Here is a 26,594-nt window from a genome sequence, read left to right on the forward strand (position 1 = left end):
ATCTCTTAACGCAACATATTCCAAAAATATGTAGATTTGTTTGGATATAAAACTAACCAACTAAAGATCAATTTCTTGAACCAGTTTTATAAGCCCCATTTTTAACCTTAAACTATTATTAATTATGAAGAAAATCTACTCTTCCTGCTTACTGTTTCTTTTTACTATTGCAAGTTTTGCACAAATTCCTTCGGGATATTACAGCACCGCAACTGGCACAGGCTATACCCTGAAAACACAATTATACAACATCATTAAAGGTCATACTGATAATGGATATGCGGGTTTATATACCACTTATCAAACATCTGACATTGACAATTTTTATGAAAATGATGGAACTGTCCTGGATATGTATTCTGAGAATCCTACCGGAGCAGACCCTTACAATTATAGTCCGGGAGCAACACAAAGATGTGGTAATTATTCCGTTGAAGGAGATTGTTACAATAGAGAACATATAATTCCGCAATCTGTATTTAGTGAAAAATCGCCTATGGTTGCCGACGCCCATTTTATTACTCCAACCGATGGAAAAGTAAATGGCATGAGATCTAATTATCCTCATGGAGTTGTAAATACACCAACCTACATCTCCAAAAACGGAGGAAAACTTGGTGCTAATTCTACTTCTGGATATTCAGGGACAGTTTTCGAACCAATCAACGAGTTTAAAGGAGATATTGCCCGAATGTATTTTTACTTTGCAACACGTTATGAGAATACCGTTGCTGGCTATTCTTATCCTATGTTTGATGGTTCAAGCAATAAAGTATTTACAGCTGCATTCTTGAATATTCTTTTGACCTGGAATACACAAGATCCGGTAAGTGCCCGAGAAGTTGCTAGAAATAATGCAATTTACGCACGTCAGAATAATAGAAATCCTTATATCGATCATCCGGAATATGTAAATAAAATCTGGAACACATCTGCCGATACACAAGCTCCAACCGCGCCAGCAAGTCTAGCAAGTACAGCAAAAAATGCAACTTCTGTTTCTCTAAGCTGGTTAGCATCTACAGATAATGTAGGAGTTACAGGTTATAACGTGTATACAAATGGCGTTTTAAAAACTACAGCTACAGGATTAACTAGTACTATAACAGGCTTAACAGCTTCAACTAGCTACAATATCACTGTAAGCGCAAGTGATGCTGCAGGAAACACTTCTGCTTTAAGCAATACAATCACCATTACTACCGATGCTAGTGGAGGAACTGGCGGAGGAACTGCAACCGACTTATTATTCTCGGAATATATCGAGGGTTCTGGAAATAATAAAGCATTAGAAATCTTGAATACTACAGGAAGTGCGGTTAACTTGTCTGGATACACTATAAAAAGACAAACAAACGGAGCTGGTGCATGGAGTACTGGTCTTGCATTAACCGGAACTCTAAATAACGGAAGTAAATTTACAATCGTTAATAACTTGATTGCGTCAAGTTGTTACGCTACAGGTTCTGCCAACGTTTCTACAAATGCTGCTGAACTTACTTTTAACGGAAATGACCCAGTAGGTTTATTTAAAAATGGAGTACTTATCGACATTATAGGAACTTTTAACGGAGGAGCCGCAAACTTTGCTATCGATGTAACTTTAAGAAGAAAATCGACTGTAACTTCCCCAAGTACTACGTTTAACTTAAGTGCACAATGGGATTCATTTGGTGTAGATACCTGCAACAATTTAGGAAATCGCAATCTAAATCGACCAAACTCTGATTTGATATCGGATTCAAATATGATTCTGCTATATCCAAATCCATCTCATGGTAACTTTACAATTAATTTCAATAATTCAGATGCTTCTTACTCAATTGAAATAGTTTCGATATCAGGTCAAAAAGTATTTGAAAAAGAAGATACAAAGCAATCTTCAATACTGGTAAGCAATCTTGCAAAAGGAATATATGTAGTTAAAATAACAAAAGAGGAAAAAACCTTCATCAAAAAGATAATAATCAACTAAATGAAGATTAATACTCAATAATTTAAAAGCGGCAAGTTGTCGCTTTTTTTTTGTTTTAACAATAAATTAAATAGCCATATCTTTCACACAGATTTAATAATTCTCAATCAATTAAATCCGCTCAATCAGTCAAATCTGCGTGAGAAAAAAAACTTTGCGCCTTTGTAAGATTAAAAAAAACGTTTTTGCGAAAGAACCTTCCATACAAAAAAATGCAGAGCTCTGTACCTCTAGACATTACCGTTGTTCGTCCCAATATTATGATGAAAAAAAATCACTGCAAGTTTTTTTTAAAGAGTTCGTTTTCAAATTTGCGCTTACTATTTATTTACACTAAATTTGCAGCTAAATACAACAAACTACACAACACAATGATTCATTTCTTTGAAAACCAAAGCAAAACTGTTTTTGCAGTACAAACGCAAAACGAAATTTCGGCTCAAGACATTTCAAAATTAAACTGGCTTTTTGCCAACTCCAATAAAATAGAAAAATCCGTACTGACGGATTTTTTTGTTGGTCCTCGTGCCACTATGATTACCCCTTGGAGTACAAATGCTGTAGAGATTACTCAGAATATGGGTATTCCTGGCATCATCAGAATTGAAGAATTTTATCCGGCAATAGCTGATTTTTCAGATTTTGACCCGATGCTTTCGCAAAAGTATACTGAACTGAATCAAGAAATCTTCACTATCAACGTACAACCAGAAGCAATTTTGGATATCGATGATATTGCAGCTTACAACAAAACCGAAGGTTTGGCTTTAAGCCAAGAAGAAGTAGATTATCTAGACAATCTAGCTGTTAAACTAGGACGTAAATTAACCGACTCAGAAATTTTTGCTTTCTCACAAGCAAATTCAGAACACTGTCGTCACAAAATTTTCAACGGAACTTTTGTAATCGACGGAGAAGAAAAAGAAACGTCTTTATTTAAATTAATCAAGAAAACATCTCAGGAAAATCCTAACGATATCGTTTCGGCTTACAAAGATAATGTGGCTTTTGTAAAAGGACCACGCGTACAACAGTTTGCTCCAAAAACAGCAGACAAACCAGACTTTTACGAAATAAAAGAATTTGATTCGGTTATTTCATTAAAAGCCGAAACACATAATTTCCCAACAACTGTAGAACCTTTTAATGGAGCTGCAACAGGATCAGGAGGAGAAATTCGTGACCGTCTTGCAGGAGGACAAGGTTCATTACCACTTGCAGGAACAGCAGTTTACATGACTTCATATTCTCGTTTGAAATCCTTCGACTCCGCTCAGGATGACAGGCCGTGGGAGAATGCTATGGACGAAAGAAAATGGTTATACCAAACTCCAATGGATATCTTGATAAAAGCTTCAAACGGAGCATCAGATTTCGGGAATAAATTTGGTCAGCCATTAATTACTGGTTCCGTTTTAACTTTTGAACATGAAGAAAACGACCGCAAAATTGGTTACGATAAAGTAATCATGCAAGCTGGAGGAATCGGTTACGGAAAATTAGATCAAGCCATAAAAAAGAAACCCCAAGAAGGAGATAAAATTGTTATTCTTGGTGGAGAAAATTATAGAATCGGAATGGGTGGAGCTGCAGTTTCATCTGCAGATACAGGTGCTTTTGGTTCAGGAATTGAATTAAATGCTATCCAACGTTCTAATCCAGAAATGCAAAAACGTGCTGCCAATGCAATACGTGGTTTGGTAGAAAGCGATAACAACCCAATTGTATCTATCCATGATCACGGAGCTGGAGGACACTTAAACTGCCTTTCTGAACTAGTAGAAGAAACTGGTGGATTAATTGATTTAGATAAATTACCTGTTGGAGATCCAACTCTTTCTGCTAAAGAAATTATCGGAAACGAATCTCAAGAAAGAATGGGATTAGTAATTGGTCAAAAAGATATTGATATCTTGCAAAGAATCGCCGACAGAGAGCGTTCGCCAATGTATCAGGTTGGAGATGTAACGGGAGATCACCGTTTTACTTTTCAATCAAAATCTACTGGATTAAAACCTATGGATTACGCTTTAGAAGATTTCTTCGGAAGTTCTCCTAAAACTATAATGACCGATAAAACTATCGATAGAAAATATGCTGATGTTGTTTACAACGCTGCAGATTTCGAAAGCTATTTACAAAATGTTTTACGTCTGGAAGCTGTTGCATCCAAAGACTGGTTGACTAATAAAGTAGACCGTTGTGTAGGCGGAAAAGTAGCTAAACAACAAAATGCAGGTCCATTACAATTGCCATTAAATAATGTTGGCGTAATGGCATTAGATTATTTAGGTAAAGAAGGAATTGCAACATCTATCGGGCATGCTCCTATCGCTGCTTTAATTGATCCAGTTGCAGGAAGTAGAAATGCAATTGGAGAATCGTTATCAAACATTGTTTGGGCTCCTATTAAAGATGGTTTAAAAGGAATCTCATTATCTGCAAACTGGATGTGGGCTTGTAAAAACGAAGGCGAAGATGCTCGTTTATACGCCGCTGTAAAAGGTTGTTCTGATTTTGCAATCGAATTAGGAATCAATATTCCAACAGGAAAAGACTCCCTTTCGATGAAACAAAAATATCCAAATGATGAAGTAATCGCGCCGGGAACGGTTATTATTTCGGCAGGTGGAAATTGTACAGACATTAAAAAAGTAGTTGAGCCAGTTTTACAGAAAAACGGAGATTCTATTTATTATATCAATTTATCTCAAGATGCGTACAAATTAGGAGGTTCTTCTTTTGCACAAATCAGAAACACTATCGGAAATGAAACTTCTACAATTAGAGATGCTTCATTCTTCAAAAATGCATTTAATACCATTCAGGAATTAATTGGCGAAGACCAAATTCTTGCTGGACACGATATAGGAAGCGGTGGTTTAATCACAACTTTATTAGAATTATGTTTTGCTGATGTAAACCTTGGAGCTAAAATTGATTTCTCTGCATTTGCAGAAAAAGACTTATTGAAAATCCTTTTCGCAGAAAATATCGGAATTGTTTTTCAAGCTAAAACTGATGCAGCTGTTGAAGCTAAATTAAATGCAAACAATATCGAATTCTTCAAGATTGGTTCGGTTCAAGAAACTGCAACTTTAGAATTTGCAAATTATAAATTAGATATTCCAACTTACAGAGATATCTGGTTTGAAACTTCATATTTATTAGATCAAAAACAATCTAAAAACGGAAGAGCTCAGGCACGTTTCGAGAATTACAAAAATCAAGTTTTAAACTATACTTTCCCTGCTCATTTCACTGGTAAAGCTCCTGTCATCTCGAGCGGAGTCGAGAGACCTAAAGCAGCTATTATTCGTGAAAAAGGAAGTAATTCTGAGCGTGAAATGGCAAATGCTATGTACTTAGCTGGTTTTGATGTAAAAGATGTTCACATGACAGATTTAATTTCTGGTCGTGAAACGCTTGAAGATATTCAATTTATTGGTGCTGTTGGAGGATTCTCTAACTCGGATGTGTTAGGTTCTGCCAAAGGTTGGGCTGGAGCATTCTTATACAACGAAAAAGCAAAAACAGCTTTGGATAAATTCTTTAAAAGAGAAGACACTCTATCTGTTGGAATTTGTAATGGATGTCAGTTATTCATGGAATTAGAGGTTATTAATCCAGAACATGAAGTTCACGGTAAATTATTACATAACGAAAGTAACAAACACGAAAGTATCTTTACTTCTGTAAAAGTACAAGAAAACAACTCGGTGATGTTATCATCTCTTGCAGGAAGTACTCTTGGAGTTTGGGTTTCTCATGGAGAAGGAAAATTCAATTTACCATTGGCCGAAGAAAATTACAATATCGTATCTAAATATGCTTACGAAGGATATCCTGCAAACCCAAATGGATCTGATTATAACACTGCTATGATGTGTGATAAAACAGGAAGACATTTGGTTATGATGCCACACATTGAGCGTTCGACTTTCCAATGGAACTGGGCGCACTATCCAAAAGACAGAAATGACGAAGTTTCTCCTTGGCATGAAGCTTTTGTAAATGCAAGAAAATGGATTGAGAAAATCTAATTTTTTAAACATACTAAAAAACTCATTCGTAACTGAATGAGTTTTTTTTTATTACGTAAGACAAGTCTCATGCATAAAAATCGGCATAAAAAACACAACAAGTTAATTCTCAAGACCTCCCATTTTTGACATAAAAAAGATAAAATTAGTACGCTGATTTTATCTTTTTTTTTGAGCTGATTTTATTAGTTTTGCCCTCCCGTATAAAAAATATCCTGATTTATTATACTCCGAAAACAAATTATATTGATCCCTAAATACATCTCGATGAAAATCAAAAACCTACTATTCATTACCCTTTTTCTTTGTTTAACAAACATTTATTCTCAAATTAAAACAGAGAAAATCACTGCAAAAAAACAAGATCGTTTCATTACTACAACCATTTCCTATCCTGTAACAGGAATCTATTTATATGAAGGAAAAAAGGAACCAATTGTTCAATTAAATGCAAATGGCTCGGGAGTTTTTCAATATGAAGATCTTACAAAGAAAAATATAACCTGGGGATTTGAATGTTCCGAGATTGGAGTTCCAATATTCAAAGAAGGATTTGATAGTGCTTCTTATTCTCTTTGGTATAAAACCAATGATAAAGATAGTGAATGGATTTATGCTCAATTCTCTATTCACTTCATGAAAAAGAAAATGTACATATCGGGAGAAAGAGTAAAAGAATATGTTGAAGAAGTAAAGAAATAAAAACTTCTGAATCATTAAAAAATTGAAAACATTAAGATTAAGAGATTGTAGATTGACGATTGTAGATTTATGATTTGATGTTGTTAAATAATTAAGATTGTCATTTTTTGGAGGTTTCATACATCTAAAATCAAAAATCATTACCAAAGCCTGAAAGTGCTAACAGGTAAAGCAATCTAAAATCTGTAATCTTTTTTTCTTCCCTTAATTACATTATTCAAAAAAAGCGATTTAGAAAAACATTAATCATAACTAACAGAAAGACGGTATTTTAAATTATACTGCAAAATTTAGTTACCCAAACAAAAAATAACATTATAGTATTACAAATTAGTAATATAGATACAATAAAATATAACGCATAAAGAAATCGATTTCGTAATTTACATTAAATAGAATTAAAGTTTTCATATTTAATTTATTAAAAATAAAAATTAACGATAAATTTTATTAATTTGCGGTAAAATTCAATCTAAACGCCATGGTTACAATTACGAGACTTTTTGATTTTCCATATTATCAGAAAGAAAAATACAATATAAAAGATGCTTTAGTAACCAAACGAAATGGTGTTTGGGAGAAAACTTCAACTGAAGAATATATTGCAAAGGCCAATGCCGTTTCTCGAGCGCTATTGCGTATGGGAGTTCAAAAAAATGATAAAATTGCCTTAATTACGTCTACTAACAGAACGGAATGGCATATCATGGATATTGGTATTTTACAAACTGGTGCACAAACTATTCCTGTTTATCCTACTATATCAGAGGAAGAATATGAGTATGTTTTAAATCATAGTGGTGCAATGTATTGCTTTGTTTCTGATAAAGAAGTTTTGGACAAAGTATTGGCTATAAAACAGAATGTACCAACTTTAAAAGATGTTTTCTCTTTTGATGAAATTGTCGGATGTAAAAACTGGACTAATTTATTGACTGAAGGTTCTGATGAAAGCAATCAAAATGAAGTTGAAGCTAGAAAAGACAGTATTACTACCGATGATTTAGCTACAATTATATATACATCCGGAACAACTGGACGCCCAAAAGGAGTTATGCTTTCGCACAAAAATATCGTTTCGAATGTTATAGATAGTGCTCCAAGAATTCCGTTTGAACCGGGTCAGAGTGTCGCATTGAGCTTCCTTCCTATTTGTCATATTTTTGAAAGAATGATATTGTATATCTATCAATATTATGGTATTTCGGTATACTTTGGAGAATCAATTGATAAATTAAGTGATAACTTAAAAGAGGTTAGACCAAATGTAATTACTGCTGTTCCAAGACTTCTTGAAAAAGTATATGATAAAATTTATGCTAAAGGTGCTGAATTAACCGGAATCAAAAAGAAATTATTTTTCTGGGCTATCGATTTAGGTCTAAGATATGAGCCTTACGGAGCAAATGGAGCTTGGTATGAATTTCAATTAAAAATAGCTCGCAAATTGATTTTCAGTAAATGGAAAGAAGGTTTGGGTGGTAACATCGATTTAATGGTTTCTGGAAGTGCCGCATTACAAACAAGATTAACTCGCGTTTTTGCAGCAGCAGGAATACCAGTTATGGAAGGTTACGGATTATCTGAAACTTCTCCTGTAATATCTGTAAACGATACTAGAAACAGAGGTTTTAAAATAGGAACTGTTGGAAAAGTAATTCGCAATGTAGAAGTGAAAATTGCCGAAGACGGAGAAATCCTTTGTAAAGGACCAAACGTTATGATGGGATACTACAAAGATCCTGAAAAAACTGCTGAAGCTTTGCAAGACGGGTATTTCCACACAGGAGATATTGGAGAAATTGACAGCGAAGGTTTCCTTAAAATTACTGATCGTAAAAAAGAAATGTTCAAAACTTCGGGAGGTAAATATATTGCTCCTCAAATGATTGAGAACATGATGAAACAATCTCGTTTTATCGAACAAATAATGGTTATTGGCGAAGGCGAAAAAATGCCAGCTGCTTTTATCCAACCAAACTTTGAATTTGTAAAAGAATGGGCTAAAATTCACAAAATAGTTTTAGGAGATTCTAATAACGATATCATTACAAATGTTCAAGTAATTAAGCGTATTGATGAAGAAGTTGAAGCTGTAAATGAAAAATTTGGTCACTGGGAAAAAATCAAACGTTTTGAGCTTACTCCAGATGTTTGGTCTATAGATGGCGGACAATTAACTCCAACTTTAAAACTGAAACGTAAAATAATCAAAGAAATTTACGCACCACTTTATAAGAAAATCTACGGCGAATAAAATATATGACCTAAAGAAGTAACGCGGATAGCGCTGATTTACTAAAGTAAAGACGCTGATAAATACTGATTTTTAAAACTTGTAGAAAGAAAAAAATCCGTATTTATCAGCGTTTTAGCGTTAGCGAATCTGTATCATCCACGTTTTATTTTTTAGACAATGCTCGCAATTTCAATAAATTTATCTATTTTTAAGATTCCGAATAATCCTAAAGATAAAATCATGAGAGTAAAATTTATTATTTGTTTTTTAAGCATTATATTATTTTCTAATTGTAAAGAAGAAACTAAAGTAGATCCCGTTAAAGCAAATTATTTGGATTTTTCTAAACGTGATGATCAACTTACTGGTGGGATAAAGATGATTCCGATTACTACGCCTAAAGGCAAATTTAAAGTATGGACAAAAACTATTGGAAACAATCCTACAATAAAAGTTTTATTACTGCATGGTGGCCCTGGGCTTACGCATGAGTTATACGAATGTTTTGATGGTTATTTCCCTAACGAAAGTATCGAATACATCTATTATGACCAATTGGGTTCTTACTATAGCGATCAGCCAAAGGATAATAGTTTATGGACTAATGAGCGCTTTGTTGAGGAGGTAGAACAAGTACGTATTGCATTGGGACTGGACAATTCTAACTTTTATATCTTGGGTCAATCCTGGGGCGGAATCCTTGCTATGGAATATGCTCTGAAATATCAGAAAAACTTAAAAGGTCTTATCATCTCTAACATGATGGCAAGTGCTCCAGATTATAATAAATATGCCAAAGCTGTTCTGGCTCCGCAAATGGATCCAAAAATTTTAAAAGAATTGCAGGATATTGAAGCCAAGAATGATTTTGAAAATCCTAAATACAGCGAACTCCTTTTTAAACATTATTACACACAACATATTTTAAGAATGCCCCTTGAAGAATGGCCAGAATCTATAAACAGATGTTTCAAACACATTAACCCAAGTGTATATGTTTATATGCAAGGTCCAAGCGAATTTGGAATAACAGGAAACGCTACTTTAAAAAACTGGGATATAAAATCAAGATTAAAAACGATTACAGTTCCTACTTTATCAATTGGTTCTAAATACGATACCATGGATCCGGAACACATGAAATGGATTGCCAACGAAGTACAAAACGGACGATTTTTATTCTGTCCCAACGGGAGTCATCTTTCTCAATATGATGATCCTAAACATTATTTCCCTGGTATAATCAAGTTCTTAAAAGATGTGGATAACGGAACTTTTAAAAAAGGATAATTTTTCAACTCCAAAAAAATAGAAGCCACGAACTCAACATTCGTGGTTTTTTATTATATTTTTACGAACTAATATAATTGACTCTAATACATATACTACTACATGGGAGAAGTGACAGATTTAAAAAATTCTAAGCCACATTATGAAATACTTGACGGTTTAAGAGGTGTTGCAGCTATTTTGGTTGTGTTTTTTCACATTTTTGAAATCCATTCACATGGAGACCAAACTAAACAAATTATCAATCATGGTTATTTAGTCGTTGATTTTTTCTTTTTACTTTCTGGTTTTGTACTTGGATATGCTTATGACGATCGTTGGGGTACAATGACATTAAAAGATTTTTTTAAACGCCGTGTGGTTCGTCTGCAACCTATGATTATAGCCGGAATGCTAGTTGGGGGATTATTATTTTATTTTCAGGATTCGCCTGGATTGGGTTGGGCAGGTATACATGATGTCCCTTTATGGAAAATGCTATTGGTTATGGTAATTGGTTTTACCTTAGTACCCGTAGGCAAAGGATTGGATATAAGAGGATGGAATGAAATGCATCCATTAAACGGTCCTGCATGGTCTTTATTCTTCGAGTATATTGCTAATATCGCTTATGCGCTAGTTTTAAGAAAAACATCTAAAATCGTTTTATCTATTCTAACAATAATAGCCGCAGCAATAACAATTCAGTACGCTTTAACCAATCCTGGTGGTAATATCATAGGAGGTTGGACAATTGATGATCCTACTCAATTAAGAATAGGTTTTACCCGTTTGGCATTTCCATTTTTGGCAGGATTGCTATTAGTAAGAATCGGGAAACTACGTTATACTAAAAATGCTTTCCTAAGTGCAAGTATATTATTAGTTGCATTTTTATCTGTACCGCATTTAGGAGGAGATAATAATATCTGGAATCGTCTGTTCGAATGTTTTTGCTTAATTATATTGTTCCCATTTATAGTTTGGTTGGGAGCTGGAGGAAAAGTACACGGAAAGAAAGCAGCTAGCGTTTGTAAATTTCTAGGAGATATATCCTATCCAATCTATATAACCCACTTCCCTATTGTTTATGTATATATGGCTTGGGTAACAAATAATGGGCTATCATTAGCACAATCATGGCATTATGCCGTTCTTGCTGTTATCACTTCTATTACCGTTGCCTATCTTACTATGAAGTTTTATGATTTACCAATTCGGGAATGGCTACGAAAAAAAGTTTTATAATTAAACTGAAAAACCACGAACATTACATTCGTGGTTTTTTGTTTTAGATACAATAGATATAAATCTATCTAGTCTTTTTCTTTGCTTTAAGTTTATACTTCATTACATCTTTTAGCATCAATTTATTATTTTTATTAAAATGTACTAATTCTGAAGCAACGTCAGGATTTTTATCAATCCTATCTGCAACAATCTCATAGGCTATGTTTTTTATCATTCCTTGATTTTCCTCGTGTTTTGTAAATTCATGTTTTAATAAATGAAGAAATACTGGTGCATTTTCTGGAATAACTGTGTTTTTATAAACATCATTTATTGCAATTGATAAGTCTTCAGCCGAATCAATGTTTGTAAAATAATTATTTAAACATTTTCCAGCATCTTTATTCGTCTTCCAGCCCTGTAAAAGGATTTCCTGAGCTTCTGTTACATCACCAATCTTATTTTTATAAACCAGCGAAGCTTTTACATATTGGAAATTCATTTTGTAATTTTCTATTACTCTATTAAAATATTTATCGGCTTCTTTTTTGTCTTTTAAGATCAGATACAAATCACCGACTTTTTCATCATTATTAAGCTCTTTATAGATTTCAATTGCTTCTTTGTACGCATGACCTTTTTCATAACATGCCGCTGCTTTTTGTTTATTCTTGCAATACTTTAAATAGATTGCCGCAGCTTCACTATACAACTCCCCTTTTTCGAGAATTTCAGCTGCTTTTGGATAATTCTTTAATAATTTCAAATAAATGTGAGCTGCTTTCTGATACTCTCGTTTCTCAATAAATTCCTCAGCCAGTTTTTCATATTTACTTTGCAAAGTGCTGAATCTTTGAGAATCAACCAGAAAAGATCCTCCAGAAGCTGAGCCACTTCCACTCGATTCTCCTCCTGATAAAAATGATATAATTAAAACTGCTAAAATTAAAATAACTACAAATACAAAAAAATCATGAGCTATAAAATTTGATTTTCCAGAGCTACAACTACGAATACTAGACACAAAGAACAAAACAAAAATCAATCTAAAAATTAAAGTTAAACCTCCACTTTGTCCACCAAACAAGTCACCAATTTTACTAAAAAAAGATCTAAATACATTTTCTGAGCCAAAAGAAAACTTCCCGTAATTATCTCCTCTTGAGGTTCCTAATGTATCAAGCGGAATTGCATATTGTAAAGCCATTTTTGGATTCTTATCCAGAAAAGCCATAAACTTATCCATTTCTTTTTGGTTTCCTTTCATTACTTTTTGCATATCAAAAGGCATTTTCCCAATTATTTCTTCTTCTGAAGGTGGATTTTCAATGGTCTCTAAAATCTTTTCCTGATCTATCTCAATTCGCATCGAGGTTATGAATTGCGGAATCGAAACCGTTTTTAACGCTTCTGTTATTTCGATTTCTTTTTGCATTGGCAACTGAAGTAAATCTGTCCAATTTACTTCTTCTTTCAATTCGACCAAACCAATTTCAGGATGCAAAAAATGATATGATTCTGAAAACAAATTAGACCATTCATCTTCCGTTAATTCAGGTGTAATTAAAGTGTTTTCTGGAATAAATAACTTGTTTGCTATTAACTGCAAAAAATTATTTCCTCGAATATCAACTTTATCCGTTCTTTGATTCAAAACCAATAAACAACCATATAATTCATTTGCCCGTATATCTGGAACAGGAAAAACGGCAATAGAATCAAGCGATAACCCGATGTTTTGTATTTCATGAAGCCATACTTCCGCTGAGGCACTTTTAATGAAAATGCCTCCTTTTGGAAATGTATTTTTTGTGTTTATTTTTAACTTAAGCTCCATGATCTATTATATTCTGAATAAATGGTTTCAAGTATTTTTCTTCAAATCTTTCTAATGTCGTATTTATCTGTTTATATTCTTCTGAAATAAAGAATTGATTCCCTGCAGATTCATCTATCGACACCATAGCAGATTGCGTATTTATAACAAAAGGAATATAAAACTTTTCAATGTGTGTATCACTGCTTTCAAAAATTAAAATTCCGTCTTTATTTGAAACTCTGCTTCCATCTTCAGCTTCAAAAAATACAGTTTCTATATAACAGATTGCACCAGCCGCTTCAATTTTTTTCTTTAATTTTTCCGCAATTTCTTTTGTCACATTACTCAAAACAACACTTAATTCCATATCAACAATTTCTTTTGCCTCTTTCAAATCGTTATCAGTATTGTTTTTTATGATTTTTATGATTTCGATTGCAGACTTTCCTCTGTTTTTTAAAATAAGATTTACTTTTTCATTTAAAAATATCATATCATCTGGTCCATAAATTATTGTTTCTTTTTCAAATTTTAGACTTCTTAAATAATATCCATTTATCAGTAATACATTTTTATCTATTGCAAAAGTATTTAGTCTTTTAATCGTCTTATATTTATTTCTACTTGCCTTATAATCTCTAATAAAATTGGCTCTCTTTTCAAAATAATCATCATATGCAAGTTTCATATTTTCTCCTTTAATAGCCACGATTGTAAAATCATCATTAAGAAGCCAATAATTAATATTATCCGTTAAATAAAACATTCCACGAGCTTCAAACGCCAATAGATTCTTTTCTGGAAGATTCTCTTTTCTTAGTTTCTGACTTCTTAACTCATTAATCTCAAGATTTAAAAAACTAATATTGTGCATACCTTCAAAGAAATAATAATTTAATAAAATTCTTTCTCTATCAGGATTCGTTTTTAATGCAAATTCACCTTTGCCCGACAAAGCTGCATTTGATATTATTTTTTTTAATGCCTTATTAAACTCATAATTATTCTGAAACATAAATAAAGTACGTCCCAAACATTGATAAAAAACATTTCCGTCTTGAAAAATATTATAGTAAAATCTTTCCACAGGATACAATAGTGGCAAACTATATATATCCAGACTTTCTACAACATCAACAATTTTTATTTCTTTATTGTTTCTAACCCATAACTCCTCCAGCGGCATAATAATATGCTGCAACAGTTTCTTGCCTTTATTCTGATTTCTAAAAACATTAATATCCTGCATACCTATTGCAAAAACATATTTTATATCATAAAAATACGTACTCATAGCATTTTGCATCGGAGCAAGCTTTAAGCTTTCTTCTGATGAAAAAAGGAATACTTCCTGGTTCTTACTATTAATTTTATTTTCTGCAAAAAAAGAATCTAATCCTGCTGAACAGCTTAATTTACTACTAAGTTCGGTTAGGGAATTGATAACTTCGCTAACATTTTCAACTGAAACTTCTTTGTAATCTTCGCCAACAACATAAACCTGACATTCGATATCGGTTTTAGGATGTCTGGCAATTGCGATGGCCGAAGCAAAAGCTAAAACTTTAGGATTTCCCCAGTTTTTTAAGGTATTATCTATTAATAAAATACGCCTGAATTTATCTGCTTCTGGCGGCACTTCACGCTGAATATACAAGGCTTCGTTATTAGCAATTCTAGACATAAAAACGTCATCATCATAAGCAAATTCAGAAATTACGAGTTTATCAAAATCTCCTTTATTGGTTAAATCAGAAATTCCTCCAAGTGGTTGCTCACTCGGATGATTATGATGAAGCGGAATATTTAATCCTGACCAAAGTCGTTTGATAAGACTTCCTACATGAAATGTTTTGTCTTCCTCAATAAGTTGGTCCACAAAATCAGTTACGTTATCAGATAGATTTTTTTCTTCTAAAATTTCCTCATCCAACGTATCGTTTAAATCGTCATGAGGAATGCTTTCCATAGCATTTAATATAGATTGAACTGTAGGAAACTTAACTTTTAGCAAAGCCAATGTTCTGAAATCTTTTCTAAAATTAGCCTCATTGAATGGGCTTTTTTCAGCTGTTTTTAATAAATGATGTCTGTAATCTTTATATTCATCAAGAAGATTTTTTGCTTTTTCTGATGAAACTCTATTATGACATTCATGAAAAATAGTCTGAAATAACTTCATTCTTTTTTCGCCAACTTTATATTCATTTGGCAAACTAGACAGTAATTTCAAAAAATCTATACTGGCTCCAACTCTAAAGGACTGAGATTGCGGAAAAGCAGTTACTATATTCTTGCTTCTTACCAAACTATGAATCATTTCGATTGCTTGCTCATTTTCTGGATTTGTAGCTACAATAGCCAACAGTAAAGTTCCAAATGGTGGAATACAATCATCTGAAAGATATTCTAAAATTTCAAAAACAAATTTCTCGTAACCAATAGTTTGCCCATTTGGGATTGTTATGGTCTCAAAGACACTTTCCTCAGAAAATATTTGATTATCCCATTCCCAGAAATAGTCCTCGTATGATTGAAAATATTTTTGAAATTCCATTTTTATTTTATGAAAAAGTTAAGCGAAATGAACTTATTGAAAGTTGTTTTATATGTGTTTTTGAAATAATTGAATAACTATTATCGGTATTCCAGAGTATTATATTTTCTTCTGATGGATTTAATTTTCCCTGAAGTATTTTGACCAAAGCAAACCATTCAAAATTATATCCAGTTGGAATTAAAAAATTATTATCAATCCAATACGTAGTGCCTTTTATAGGCAATAAAGGACTCCCTATAATTAAGGCGCTTTTATCTATAACTACCCATTGCAAAGGTTCTAATCTATATTTTGGTGCCGACTCAATATACAGCTTCAACTCCTCGTAATCTACAAGTAAAGCAATAGCCTCTTTTATATCTTCAGAATGTTTTAAAAGTATTTTGAGCTTTTGGTCTACGCCAAAAAAATTATGATTGAACTTAGGCAAAGAAACTGGTAATGCACACAAAATAGGAGTCCACAATAATCCTGAAGGCAATTTTCTTGAAGGCAAAAGCTTTCCTTTTTCAAACAACAAATTGTCCTTTAATTCATATATCGTTTTATATGGAATTTGCTGAATTTCGGCTGCATCTATTTGCTCCAAAGAAAAATCTTTAATCCAGATCGTATCAGTTTCAAAAGCCACTTTTAGATTATCCCAATGCCTGATTGATCCAAAAAAATCTTTGTGTTCTTTTTTAATTTCTAAAAAATACATATTAAATAGTTTGAAGTATTTTTTGCCACAACGATTCTATATGATCCTGAATATATTTTTTCTTTTCTGCATCTTTAATCCAATCGCAACGCGTTTGAATATATCGTAGTTTATCTTTAATTACATTTTGCTCTTCAAAAGAAAGATTCTCATCTTGCCATTTTTCGGTTAAGTAATTAACTTCTTTCATCACGCTTTCGGCATCTGGAGTTTTGTTATACAAAGCTTGTGGATGAGACGAATCTGAATTATCTTTTTCGATAATCTGATTAATTATTCCTTCCAGAATTTCAATCTGTTCTTCGTTATCCCAAATGTATTTTAAAACCCATAAATCAGACAAAACAGCCTCACTTCTACCACACATTAAAGCACTTGCGGCAATAAGATTCTGAAGTTTTACTGCACGTCTGTCTGATACTTTTATACCCGTATTTCTTAAACTGTGAATAATATCTACGTATTCATTGCGAATTGGGGTTAGATCTACCTTGCGGCAAAGTTGTTGCAATTTTCTAATTTCATCGGCTGAAATTGTTGGTACTTCTTTAGCGGCATCACTTTCTAATTTCCATCCTGCCAACAATACTTCGTGTAATAAATCTGGAGCAACGTAATCGCATTTTATACGAATTAAAAAACGGTCTAATAGCGCATTTAATGATTCATCTTCTGGCAAAACATTACTTGCGCCCACAAACATAAGTGCCGGAAGCTTTTTAGTTTCTTTTCCACGACGAAATATCTTTTCATTCAAAGCCATTAATAAACTATTCAGAATTGCTGAGTTTGCATTAAAAATCTCATCAAGAAATACCATCGAAGCCTCTGGCATCATTCCCTCTGTATTTGTTATTAATTCCCCTTCTTTAAGTTTACGAATATCAAAAGGTCCAAAAATTTCATTAGGTTCAGTAAAACGAGTCAAAAGATATTCGAAGTTTTTCCCGCCTTCAATTCCGTTAGATAATGCTCTGATAATTGCACTTTTTGCCGTTCCCGGAGGCCCTAACAAAAAAGCGTTTTCTCTCGCCAATAATCCAATTCCTAACAAATCTATAATTTCATTCTTTCCAACAAAAGTGTCTTTAATATGCTTTAAAACAATATTTAATTTATCGGTAGTTTTCATTTACTTACTTCTATTTTATTCGTTTAATACTTTTATAATTGTGCCCAAAAGATTTTTCTATAATCTCCAAATCCTATTTCTAATTGTTTTTTTATAAAATCAGATTCGGTAAATTTTATTGCTTTTCTCTGTACAATTCGGTCTATATAAAGTTGCTGCAAACAATCATTTGCAGCAAGAATCTCAAAATCTATTTTTTCTATATCAATCTCAAATCCTACAGCTGAATAATGAAACTGAAATAAATGTTTTTCAAGAATAGGAATAACCAAGTTGTCTGGGTCTATCCTTTTCATTTCCATGATAATTTGAGGTAAAAAACGCAGGCAAATATCCGCAGAAAGTATTGCTGATGCATTTATTTCGCCTTTATAATCAGGCAAAAGCACCACTAAATCTTTAATATTATGCTCTCTATATAATAATAGTTGTGCGGCTAGATATACTGTTTTAGATGCCCACAAAGCTGCTTCAGAATTAAACTCGGGAGCCATACCAGGATAATCTAAAATTTCCCTCTCATATTCGGTTTCCAGAAATGAAATAGCATCTGTTTCTTCTTCTCTAGAAACGGTAATTACTTTATCATACAAAATAACCTGTTCAATTGTTCTGAGATGATAAATAGTATCTAAAAAAGGTGTTTTTGTAGTATTCATGCGCTAAGTTAGTTTCTTACTTTTAAAACTAATTATGAAGTAAAATCTTAAGTCTGTAAATATATAATTAAAATCCTCTCACTTATAAAAACAAAAGTAAAAACCACGAACATTACATTCGTAGTCTTACTTTTTTTAATCTATTAATAATTGGGTAACTGCGGCCGAATTAATTGCCCAATTTGCATCGTAAACCTCATCGGCAGTTGTTGTTTCTACAATTTCCAAACCTTGCGCTTCAGCTTTAAGAACTAACAAACTTCCTATGTTCAATTTACTGTTCAGCTTAGACAATAATGCTTTTACACCTTTATAATCTAATCTTTGTACAACCTGACCTACAAAAGTCATCTCTAACCAAATGATTTCTCTTTTGGCTACATCCAAAACTCCAAAAACAAGACCTTTCGTAACATTTTGTGTCACTCTTACCTGATGATCTACACAAGATGGATCATAAGCAACTCCTGTTTTCTCGGATATTTTCATCGGATGTTTACTATTCATCCAACCTACAATTAAATTCGGAGTTATACTTCCGTTACTATATGCATTACAAGTAAAAGTTACGTATTTAGCTTTTGCTTTAGCTAATTCGTCGATATTAATATTGATATATTCAGCCGTACCTATTTTATTCGGAATCCTTTGTATATCTCCACTATGCTTACAACCTGTAGTTTCTAATCGGCTAAAAGAACAAATATCTGCACTATCTTCATAAGCAATATGGCAACTTAAATCCATATCCAGATGTTGTGCTGGTAAATCATTACCCCATTGCATAAACAATCGTACTTCGTTACCTTCAATCGGGAAACGTGTTCCCATTAAAGCAACTGGTAAATCCTGAACGTTCTCGCTTCTATCTCCTATCGAAACAGGAATATTAAACAATTGCGGATCTATATAAATTGTTTTATTTACATTTGCAATAGTAGCAAATCTCTTCTTTATTGCCAAGATACATACGTCCTCGATTTGATTTTTCATCGCATCCAATTGTTCATCGGTATACAATGACAACAAACGATTTGGCTCAATTCTTTTAGTAGTTCCACCCAATGGTTTCACACTTCTTTGAATCGTTTTATCAAAATAATTTTGAGCATACATATTCAAAGTAAAAACCAAACGTGCTGGCACTTTATCTATAATTTCATTAAAATGTGCTATCGTTTCATCGGCTCCAAACCAAAGCATATTCGAAAATAACGAACGAGCAAATAATCCTGGTCGTTGTTTTAGCAAAGCAAAAGTTTTATCTGCATCTAATTTCAAACGAAAGTGATTCAGATTTCCTTGCCAAACTTCGTAAGTCTGGTTATAGAACGTATCTAATAAAACGGCTAATTTTTCAAAGCCTTTTCTTTTGCTATATTCTGGCAAACGCAATGCTCGTATAAAACGAACCCACATTCCTCTTTTTGGATGCATGATTTCGCAAGCAGCGTCAGCACCCATTTCTAGATTATTCAACCAGTTGGCAACCATCAAACATTCCTTTCTTGAATATTTAAGTTTCAGATTCTCCTTGGCAGTTAGCTTAGCTTGTGCACTATTATCCAACACATGAACCAAATTCTGATTGTTTTTCTCAACTCTCTGAATGATTGTTTTTGGATCTATAATTTGCAATAAATTGGTTTTCTTATACCATAAATATCTCAAAATATCTGTTGGTGTTTTAAAATATTGTGTTGCTTTTTCGGCTTGATCTTGCTCGATTAATACATCGATAACAAGCATCAAGGTTTCTTTCATTGCAACAGCAACATCTGGCAATAGCAAATACACGATTAAAGTTTTTAAACTTTCTACCTGAGTAACATCAAGGGCTATTTTTGATGTCAATAACGAAGCAAAGAAATCATTCAGCTCTTTTTCCGACCATAATTCTAAAACCTTTAATTTACTTCCTTGTCCATAGTTTTCTATCTTTCCAAATTCAAATGGAGTACCACAAAAAGGGCAACCATTATATCTTTCTAAAGGAAAAGTATCATTAGGAATAATATGTCCGCATTTTAAAGTTATTCCGTTACTAGATTTAAAAAGATTAGCAAACAAAGTCGCCAAATGATCTAAATCAGATTCACCTGTAGGAACATTCCATTCTTTAACCAATGGAGTCCAGTTTTTATTTGTTCCTAAAACGTCTTTTAAAACGTCTAAAACTTCAATTTTATAATTCGGATTTACATTATTTAAAGCATCTAGTAATGATTCAGAAAAAGTGAATCCGAGTTTTGAAACATTAGCTACGAAAGCCAATGTTGTTCCTGATAATTTTTTAACATCATTTGCAATTAATTCTGTTGGAATAAAGATTGCGCTCTGACGTAAACTGATTTTTAATAATTCTTGTGTTTTCATTTTTTTAATTTTAAAAATTTAGATAATTGTGTTTCTAGTTCTACCTAAAAGATTTTTGAAGTAAGAAACACTTGACCTTAAATTCGAGGATAATGGATTAACTAGTTCAAAGTGACAGTTTGGTGGGTTTCCCCAGAAGTAAGTTAATCTTGACCCTCATTTTTTTTAATGATAATTTTAAAACTCGTTCGGATTCGAACCAAAATTAGCCGTGTTCTGAAGTAAGTTTTTAATGACCATTAATTGTGGAGCAGGTGGGAATCGAACCCACGACACGGGCGTTAACAATGCGAGAAGTAAGTTAAGATTGACCTTTTAAGGATAATTTCAAAACTACCTGCTCTACCGCTGAGCTACTGCCCCATATTTTTATAAAATGAATTAATCGATAATTGTCAAAGTATATCTTAAATGGTTATCGAAGTAACTTTAGACTTGACCTGATTAAATCATTTTGTTTTATTTAAAAGAACGTGTTTTATTTCTTGAGCAAATATTCAAATCATACTACGCATTTATTCTGCGTAGCATAAAATCCTTATTTTATCCATTCCATAATAGTTTCCAAATAGACTTGCCTTACTTCCTCAAATCGTGTTATATTAGGAATATGATTAACTTCTAATAAATATTTAGAACCATCTTTTGCAACGATATAATCATTCCCAATCATATCCATTTGCAAAGTATTTTTAATATGCAAAGTATCTGCAAGCAAATCAGGATTTACAGCCATAAAACCAGCACTATCAGGATGGATAGATTTTAACCAAGTATCACCTTCTAGTTTAATTTGCCAATACCTATCTCCTATCATCATTATACGAACAGCTTCGCCCTCATAATAAGGTTCTGTAGTTGCTGTAAACTCACTTTCCCATTCTCCTGTAAAACGATGTTTGTTTTCGCCACAATGCCAATTTCCCCATTTAGCAACAGTATCTTCTGTTACATTTATTGAAGCTCCTGCACTTATAAATCCTCGAGGTGCACTAAATCTTGAAAGAGATAAAGCTTTAACCAAACAAGGAATTTTAAATCGACAATCAAGCATAGCTGCAGCATTAGGGTAACAAGCACCTTTCCAGATGGCTAAACCAGAAATAAAATCAAAATCATTGTCATAAATACCATAATAGACTACTTTATCTACTGGCAACATGCCTATACCATTTGCCTTTTCCATATAAAGGACTTCCTCTTTTACTATAATTTTCGGTATAGACTGGTGCCAAATAATATGTCCTGAGTAACTTGCTTTTATAGTATCATATTCTTCTTGTTCAATACCTACTAAAGCAATTCTATTGTAATCTTGTTTCATAATTTCTACTTTTTAACGTTGTTTAATCATCTTAAAAATTTAAACTACTTCAAATACTAATCGTTTAATTCCAAAATTTGTACAGAAAGAGAGACTCGAACTCTCAAAAAACTGATTCTAAATCAGCCGCATTTACCATTTCGCCATTCCTGCTTAATTTGCCACAAAGACATAAGCCACTTCGTTTTTTACTTTGCGCCTCGGCGACTTTGCGTGAAAATCATTTATCATTGTTACTTTTACATTCATTGTCAATCTCTCGCAAAGACGCTAAGTCGCTAAGTTTTAAAATTTTTGTCCCTCTGCACCTTTGTCCCTTTGAACCTCTGCAATTCAGTCCCTTTTACCCTTCAAAAAAAAATTAGCGGCTCATACGGGAGTCGAACCCGTTTCTCCCGAGAGACAGTCGGGAAGGTTAGCCAGTAACCCCAATGAGCCAGTTCCTTCTAGAGAACACTTGTGATTTTGGAAGGGCTCGAACCTTCATTCAAGGTTAATTAACCTCCCTTCTACCAATTGAAATACAAAATCATTTAATTTTTAGACATAAAAAAAGCACCCGATTAAAGGTGCTTATAAGATTTAATAAGATATACGTATCCTATTGCCAGTATCTATGCACCTGTATTGTAATAAATCCAAGATCGAATCTCGGGTTTAGTAATTGTTCCTTATGTAAGTTATAATTGAAATTCATTTTGTGTATTTTATTATATATTGAAATCATTGTCATTATTAGAAATTCGTTTTCCAAATTTTCTTCGGCAAAGATAAAGTCTAAAAAATCAATTATCCAAATCATTTTTTAATTTATTTTACTGATAATCAATTAGTTAAATCTAAAAATAAATCATAAAAATCCCTGTCCGCTTGCTTAAGCAGATCCTTAATTGTATCAAATGACTGTCTCTCATTAGATTACTTCTCAAGATTATATTTCGCTATTAGGTTTAATCATTAAACATTTGATGCTTTATTTTTTTAATTTTTTTTTAGTTAACGTTTATTTTTTATCCTTTTATGTCACTCTAGGTTACTCAAATTCTCATATTAAGTGTCCTGATTCCGAATTTTCGATACAGGAGAAATGCCTGTAAAACAAAAAAAGCGCCCCGATTAGGACGCTTTTATATTTTTATGTTGAATTTGAAACTACAATTTACACTTCAATTCTATAAAATATATACCACATCCACAACCTTTAGCCGGGTAAACCCCCTCTAAACGATCACTATTTTGTCTTAAAGACAGGTTGATATGTAGATTTTTTATTTTCATTTCGAGGGCAAATGTAGCTCTTTTATTAATATAATTAAATAAATCCATATAATTAGTCCTGAAATATTTATCATTTACCTAACAATTTTAACAAAAATTTTCACTTAAAAAATAACTTCTACTTTATTAATTTTATATTTTTGAGAGAATACAAATACAAAATTCTATAAATATAAGCCCCTAAAATAGCATGAAAAAACACCTAAAATTCATAGATGGAAATTCCGATAAGTTTTGGCAAATTGAAGTTGCAGGATTAAAATATACTGTAACGTATGGAAAAAATGGAACTTCTGGAACTTCTCAAACAAAGAGTTTTGATACAGATGAAGAATCCTTAAAAGTTGCAAAGAAATTATTGGATGAAAAAATAAAAAAAGGATATTCAGAAAATGGCGATGTTACTGTAGCTCCAAAACCAAAAACGGCTAAAAGTTCCAATTCTGACACCATATTAGAAGAATATGACGCTATTATAAAATCTAAAAACATTGATTCATTATTGCCTTTTCTGCAAGAAAAAGCAAAAGGGAATATTGAAGCACTAAAAAAGCACATCAAGAAAAGTAAACGGTATTGGATGACTTATACCGACTTGACAAAAGATCCAGGTTACGTAAAAAAAGGCAAAAATGATTACAGCTGGGGAACTCGTGGAGATGAAAAACAAAAAGAAATTATTACGCTAAGTGCCATTGCTTTATTAGACAAAGCTGATATTACTTCCTGGGATGAAGCTTTTACTTTACTTAGAGAAATAAAAGGAAAAAAACAGGTTTTGGAGGTTTTATTATGGGCAAAACCCAACTGGCTAGAAGCCTTTATCCTTGACAAAATAAAAAAACAAGACTGGGTTTATTTCACGTATCAAAATCTTCGAAAACTCGAAAAACATGATTTAATAGCATTTAATCCCGAATTATATGCACTAAGTTTAGCTACAAATAATGAATGGCAATCTGATATTCAAACAAGAGTTTTCATTAAACAAATATTAGATGACAAAATAACTTATCAACGAGATATTCCAGAATTGTTTAACTACGAAACAACTCTTCATAACAATTTTTTTAGAGATAATGATTCTCAAAAATATGATGAGTTCAATACTTGGGCTATTATCTACAAGTCTTTATTAGACGAAAAAAAAATGGATCGCAGCTTCTTTATAGAAAATGCAATCCTGATTCAAACTAAAGAATGGAATAATAACCTGAAATCGTTTTTCAAAAAAAGAATAGAAGAATTTAATGTAACCGGAGAGGAACTTATTATTCATCAGGAAAATATTTTCTCTTATTTACATAATGCCTATCCCCCAATAACAAGTTACGGAATCGAACTTGTTAAGAAAATATATGAGCATCCAAAATTCAAAACGAAGTCTTTCCTCGAATGGATCGAACCCTTAATGATGCGAAGCGATTGCAAAGCTGCCATTAAAAGTGTGTTACCTATTTTGGAGAAAATAAATAAATCGAATCCTAAATTAAATAAAACTATTACTTCGATTATTGCCGATGTTTTTGTAATCTCCGATTTGGCTTTACAAGAACGAGCAAGCAAAATTATCGTAAAATTGGCTACCGAAAAAGATACTGTTCTTAAAGAGAAATTATCTTCTTACGTAACTTTAATGCAAGGTAATATCAAATCGGGATTAAGTAATTTTCTTGATGATGATGCATTAGTTGTTGATAACACATCATTTGAAGAATATACATTTAACCCTAAAAAAGAAACCTTGCTTATCGAGGAAGTTCAGCTTCCTAATGATTGGAATGATATTTTATTTCAGTTTGGAAACTTCATAGGTTCTGAAGAAATTATCGACACCGAAATTTTATTGAACGTATATATCATGCAAAGGGATTTGTTCCCATCTGATTATTCGACGCAATTGCAACCGTATTTTAAACAGCTACAAAAAAGCTATTTTGAAAGTGTGCACAAAGATTTTGCAAAGTCATTTTTGATGGAAAAAATTTTAAACATCGACAGTAAATTCAATGGTAAGCATAAACATTATTCCAAAATAAATACCCTTTTATTGATGCAGTCGTTGCTGAATAAAGTGCAGCAGAAAATAAATGAAAATTCGGTTTTACCACTACTCTCTTTCCCAACTCATAAACCATATTGGGTTGCTCCAAATGTTTTATTAGAAAGAATTATTGCATATCAAAATACCAATGAAGAAATTGATTTTCTGGATCTAAGTATTGCCATATCCCGAATGCCTAGAGAAAATGTAGAAAGTGCCATTCCGTTATTGGATAAAATAGAAGGAGAACTGAAACAATTGTTATCCTTTTGTTTGGGAGTAAACGAAAAATTAAATTTAGGTTCCGAATCTTTATTTTCAAAAGTATTGGCCACAATTGGAAAAGCAACCAAAGAGACTGGAAATTTATCCTTATGGGCAGTTGCAGCCAGAACCCATTATCCTAATGATACTTTTGCCGAATTTGAAAATACCTACTTAAAAGAAGTTCCCTTTGTGGTTTCTCCGTTTATACCAAAAGTGGCGTTTAAAGAAAAATGGAACGAATGGGTAGATTACCAAACCAAAGAAAAAGTAAGAACACCATCTTGGTACGAACTACGATTTGACTTACCCAATTACTCCAAAATTCCAAATTATTTACTGTACAGTTTAGACATATATCAGCGCCCAAATAGTTGGGATTATTTACTCAATTCGGCTGGAAATACTTATTATTGGCATAGTCTCACTCCACAAAATGCAGATGCATTGGCATTAACATTATTGCAAAATTGTGCAACTGGAGATGGTTCGAAACCCGATTTAAAAGGATTTCTGGATATTATAAACCGTCCCGAATTTAAATTTTCGGATACTACATTACTTTTATATGCTTGCAGTTTCTTTCAGGAAAAGAAAGACATCCGATTATTGGCTTCTGAAGTTTTGATTAATCTAGTCGAAAAACAAACTATAGATATCGAATTATTTGCTCAGAAACTGGCTTTCTTAGCATCAGGAAAGTATGGTGTATTCTTACGATTAGTAGATGGATTAATTGCCATAAAAGATGTTTCGCCATTACATAATAGTGCATTACTGAAGTTGTTTAATTCCTTTTTTGAAAATCTTGATTTAAAAGATAAGTTACCTACAAACTTCAAAAAAATAATCGAAAACTATCTTGATATTTTAACAAAAACCAACCAAAAACCATCGCCTAAAGCAATTGTTTTCTTTGAGCAATGGAAAGATAACGCTTCGCTTAAATCATTGATTAGGCAAATTTTAAAATAAAG

Annotated in this window: 14 protein-coding genes and 4 tRNA genes; 7 read left to right on the forward strand and 11 right to left on the reverse strand. The window is 32.6% G+C overall.

The features are described from left to right. Nucleotides 1-124 precede the first annotated feature (124 nt). The 6 genes from OIU83_RS00680 (at nt 125) to OIU83_RS00705 (ending at nt 11,476) form a co-directional block, all read left to right on the forward strand. A complete protein-coding gene (locus OIU83_RS00680) occupies nt 125-1,975 on the forward strand; it encodes an endonuclease (RefSeq protein ID WP_264204359.1) in 1,851 nt (616 codons plus the stop codon). A 263-nt stretch (nt 1,976-2,238) separates the two neighbouring features. Further along, entirely contained in the window at nt 2,239-6,018 is a 3,780-nt protein-coding gene (gene purL, locus OIU83_RS00685; RefSeq protein WP_264204620.1) for a phosphoribosylformylglycinamidine synthase, read from the forward strand. Nucleotides 6,019-6,285: 267 nt separating this feature from the next. Further along, a complete protein-coding gene (locus tag OIU83_RS00690) occupies nt 6,286-6,720 on the forward strand; it encodes a hypothetical protein (RefSeq protein ID WP_264204360.1) in 435 nt (144 codons plus the stop codon). A 481-nt stretch (nt 6,721-7,201) separates the two neighbouring features. Beyond that, nucleotides 7,202-8,977, forward strand: a complete 1,776-nt coding sequence (locus tag OIU83_RS00695) for an AMP-dependent synthetase/ligase (RefSeq protein WP_264204361.1) — start codon at nt 7,202-7,204, stop codon at nt 8,975-8,977. Between the two features lie 222 nt (nt 8,978-9,199). Then, nucleotides 9,200-10,249 (forward strand): proline iminopeptidase-family hydrolase, encoded by a 1,050-nt coding sequence (locus tag OIU83_RS00700; protein WP_264204362.1) that lies wholly within the window; start codon nt 9,200-9,202, stop codon nt 10,247-10,249. A gap of 102 nt (nt 10,250-10,351) precedes the next feature. Further along, the gene (locus OIU83_RS00705; RefSeq protein WP_264204363.1) at nt 10,352-11,476 is read left to right on the forward strand and encodes an acyltransferase family protein; all 1,125 of its coding nucleotides are present in this window, start codon (nt 10,352-10,354) and stop codon (nt 11,474-11,476) included. Nucleotides 11,477-11,540: 64 nt separating this feature from the next. Here the strand turns inward: OIU83_RS00705 and OIU83_RS00710 are convergent, their stop codons facing one another. The 11 genes from OIU83_RS00710 to OIU83_RS00760 form a co-directional block, all read right to left on the reverse strand. Then, nucleotides 11,541-13,295, reverse strand: coding sequence for a soluble NSF attachment family protein (locus tag OIU83_RS00710; RefSeq protein WP_264204364.1), 1,755 nt, complete (start codon nt 13,293-13,295; stop codon nt 11,541-11,543). Beyond that, the gene (locus OIU83_RS00715; protein ID WP_264204365.1) at nt 13,285-15,834 is read right to left on the reverse strand and encodes a ribosomal protein L7/L12; all 2,550 of its coding nucleotides are present in this window, start codon (nt 15,832-15,834) and stop codon (nt 13,285-13,287) included. The genes OIU83_RS00710 and OIU83_RS00715 overlap by 11 nt, the downstream gene beginning before the upstream one ends. A gap of 7 nt (nt 15,835-15,841) precedes the next feature. Further along, nucleotides 15,842-16,540: a hypothetical protein gene (locus OIU83_RS00720; protein ID WP_264204366.1), complete on the reverse strand. Its 699-nt coding sequence runs from the start codon at nt 16,538-16,540 to the stop codon at nt 15,842-15,844. A 1-nt stretch (nt 16,541) separates the two neighbouring features. Then, nucleotides 16,542-17,672, reverse strand: coding sequence for an AAA family ATPase (locus tag OIU83_RS00725; protein WP_264204367.1), 1,131 nt, complete (start codon nt 17,670-17,672; stop codon nt 16,542-16,544). A gap of 32 nt (nt 17,673-17,704) precedes the next feature. After that, nucleotides 17,705-18,331: a hypothetical protein gene (locus tag OIU83_RS00730; protein ID WP_264204368.1), complete on the reverse strand. Its 627-nt coding sequence runs from the start codon at nt 18,329-18,331 to the stop codon at nt 17,705-17,707. A gap of 135 nt (nt 18,332-18,466) precedes the next feature. Next, nucleotides 18,467-20,707, reverse strand: a complete 2,241-nt coding sequence (locus OIU83_RS00735; protein ID WP_264204369.1) for a hypothetical protein — start codon at nt 20,705-20,707, stop codon at nt 18,467-18,469. Nucleotides 20,708-20,953: 246 nt separating this feature from the next. Further along, nucleotides 20,954-21,070 (reverse strand) — tRNA-OTHER (locus OIU83_RS00740). A 175-nt stretch (nt 21,071-21,245) separates the two neighbouring features. Next, entirely contained in the window at nt 21,246-22,031 is a 786-nt protein-coding gene (locus OIU83_RS00745) for an ATP-grasp domain-containing protein (protein WP_264204370.1), read from the reverse strand. A gap of 80 nt (nt 22,032-22,111) precedes the next feature. Continuing rightward, nucleotides 22,112-22,184, reverse strand: a tRNA-Leu gene (locus OIU83_RS00750). A gap of 212 nt (nt 22,185-22,396) precedes the next feature. Continuing rightward, nucleotides 22,397-22,469 (reverse strand) — tRNA-Asp (locus OIU83_RS00755). Between the two features lie 22 nt (nt 22,470-22,491). Next, nucleotides 22,492-22,562: transfer RNA gene (locus OIU83_RS00760), tRNA-OTHER, on the reverse strand. Nucleotides 22,563-23,499: 937 nt separating this feature from the next. On the opposite strand from OIU83_RS00760, the gene OIU83_RS00765 reads away from it, so the two are divergent. After that, nucleotides 23,500-26,592 (forward strand): DUF6493 family protein, encoded by a 3,093-nt coding sequence (locus OIU83_RS00765; RefSeq protein WP_264204371.1) that lies wholly within the window; start codon nt 23,500-23,502, stop codon nt 26,590-26,592. The last annotated feature ends 2 nt before the right edge of the window (nt 26,593-26,594 follow it).

Source organism: Flavobacterium shii (assembly GCF_025847235.1).
GTDB lineage: Bacteria > Bacteroidota > Bacteroidia > Flavobacteriales > Flavobacteriaceae > Flavobacterium > Flavobacterium shii.

What these genes read in the sequence shown, in the direction of transcription:
- OIU83_RS00680 (WP_264204359.1), top strand. Translation starts at nt 125, where the DNA reads ATGAAGAAAATCTACTCTTCCTGCTTACTGTTTCTTTTTACTATTGCA.
- purL (WP_264204620.1), top strand. Translation starts at nt 2,239, where the DNA reads ATGAAAAAAAATCACTGCAAGTTTTTTTTAAAGAGTTCGTTTTCAAAT.
- OIU83_RS00690 (WP_264204360.1), top strand. Translation starts at nt 6,286, where the DNA reads ATGAAAATCAAAAACCTACTATTCATTACCCTTTTTCTTTGTTTAACA.
- OIU83_RS00695 (WP_264204361.1), top strand. Translation starts at nt 7,202, where the DNA reads ATGGTTACAATTACGAGACTTTTTGATTTTCCATATTATCAGAAAGAA.
- OIU83_RS00700 (WP_264204362.1), top strand. Translation starts at nt 9,200, where the DNA reads ATGAGAGTAAAATTTATTATTTGTTTTTTAAGCATTATATTATTTTCT.
- OIU83_RS00705 (WP_264204363.1), top strand. Translation starts at nt 10,352, where the DNA reads ATGGGAGAAGTGACAGATTTAAAAAATTCTAAGCCACATTATGAAATA.
- OIU83_RS00710 (WP_264204364.1), bottom strand. Translation starts at nt 13,295, where the DNA reads ATGGAGCTTAAGTTAAAAATAAACACAAAAAATACATTTCCAAAAGGA.
- OIU83_RS00715 (WP_264204365.1), bottom strand. Translation starts at nt 15,834, where the DNA reads ATGGAATTTCAAAAATATTTTCAATCATACGAGGACTATTTCTGGGAA.
- OIU83_RS00720 (WP_264204366.1), bottom strand. Translation starts at nt 16,540, where the DNA reads ATGTATTTTTTAGAAATTAAAAAAGAACACAAAGATTTTTTTGGATCA.
- OIU83_RS00725 (WP_264204367.1), bottom strand. Translation starts at nt 17,672, where the DNA reads ATGAAAACTACCGATAAATTAAATATTGTTTTAAAGCATATTAAAGAC.
- OIU83_RS00730 (WP_264204368.1), bottom strand. Translation starts at nt 18,331, where the DNA reads ATGAATACTACAAAAACACCTTTTTTAGATACTATTTATCATCTCAGA.
- OIU83_RS00735 (WP_264204369.1), bottom strand. Translation starts at nt 20,707, where the DNA reads ATGAAAACACAAGAATTATTAAAAATCAGTTTACGTCAGAGCGCAATC.
- OIU83_RS00745 (WP_264204370.1), bottom strand. Translation starts at nt 22,031, where the DNA reads ATGAAACAAGATTACAATAGAATTGCTTTAGTAGGTATTGAACAAGAA.
- OIU83_RS00765 (WP_264204371.1), top strand. Translation starts at nt 23,500, where the DNA reads ATGAAAAAACACCTAAAATTCATAGATGGAAATTCCGATAAGTTTTGG.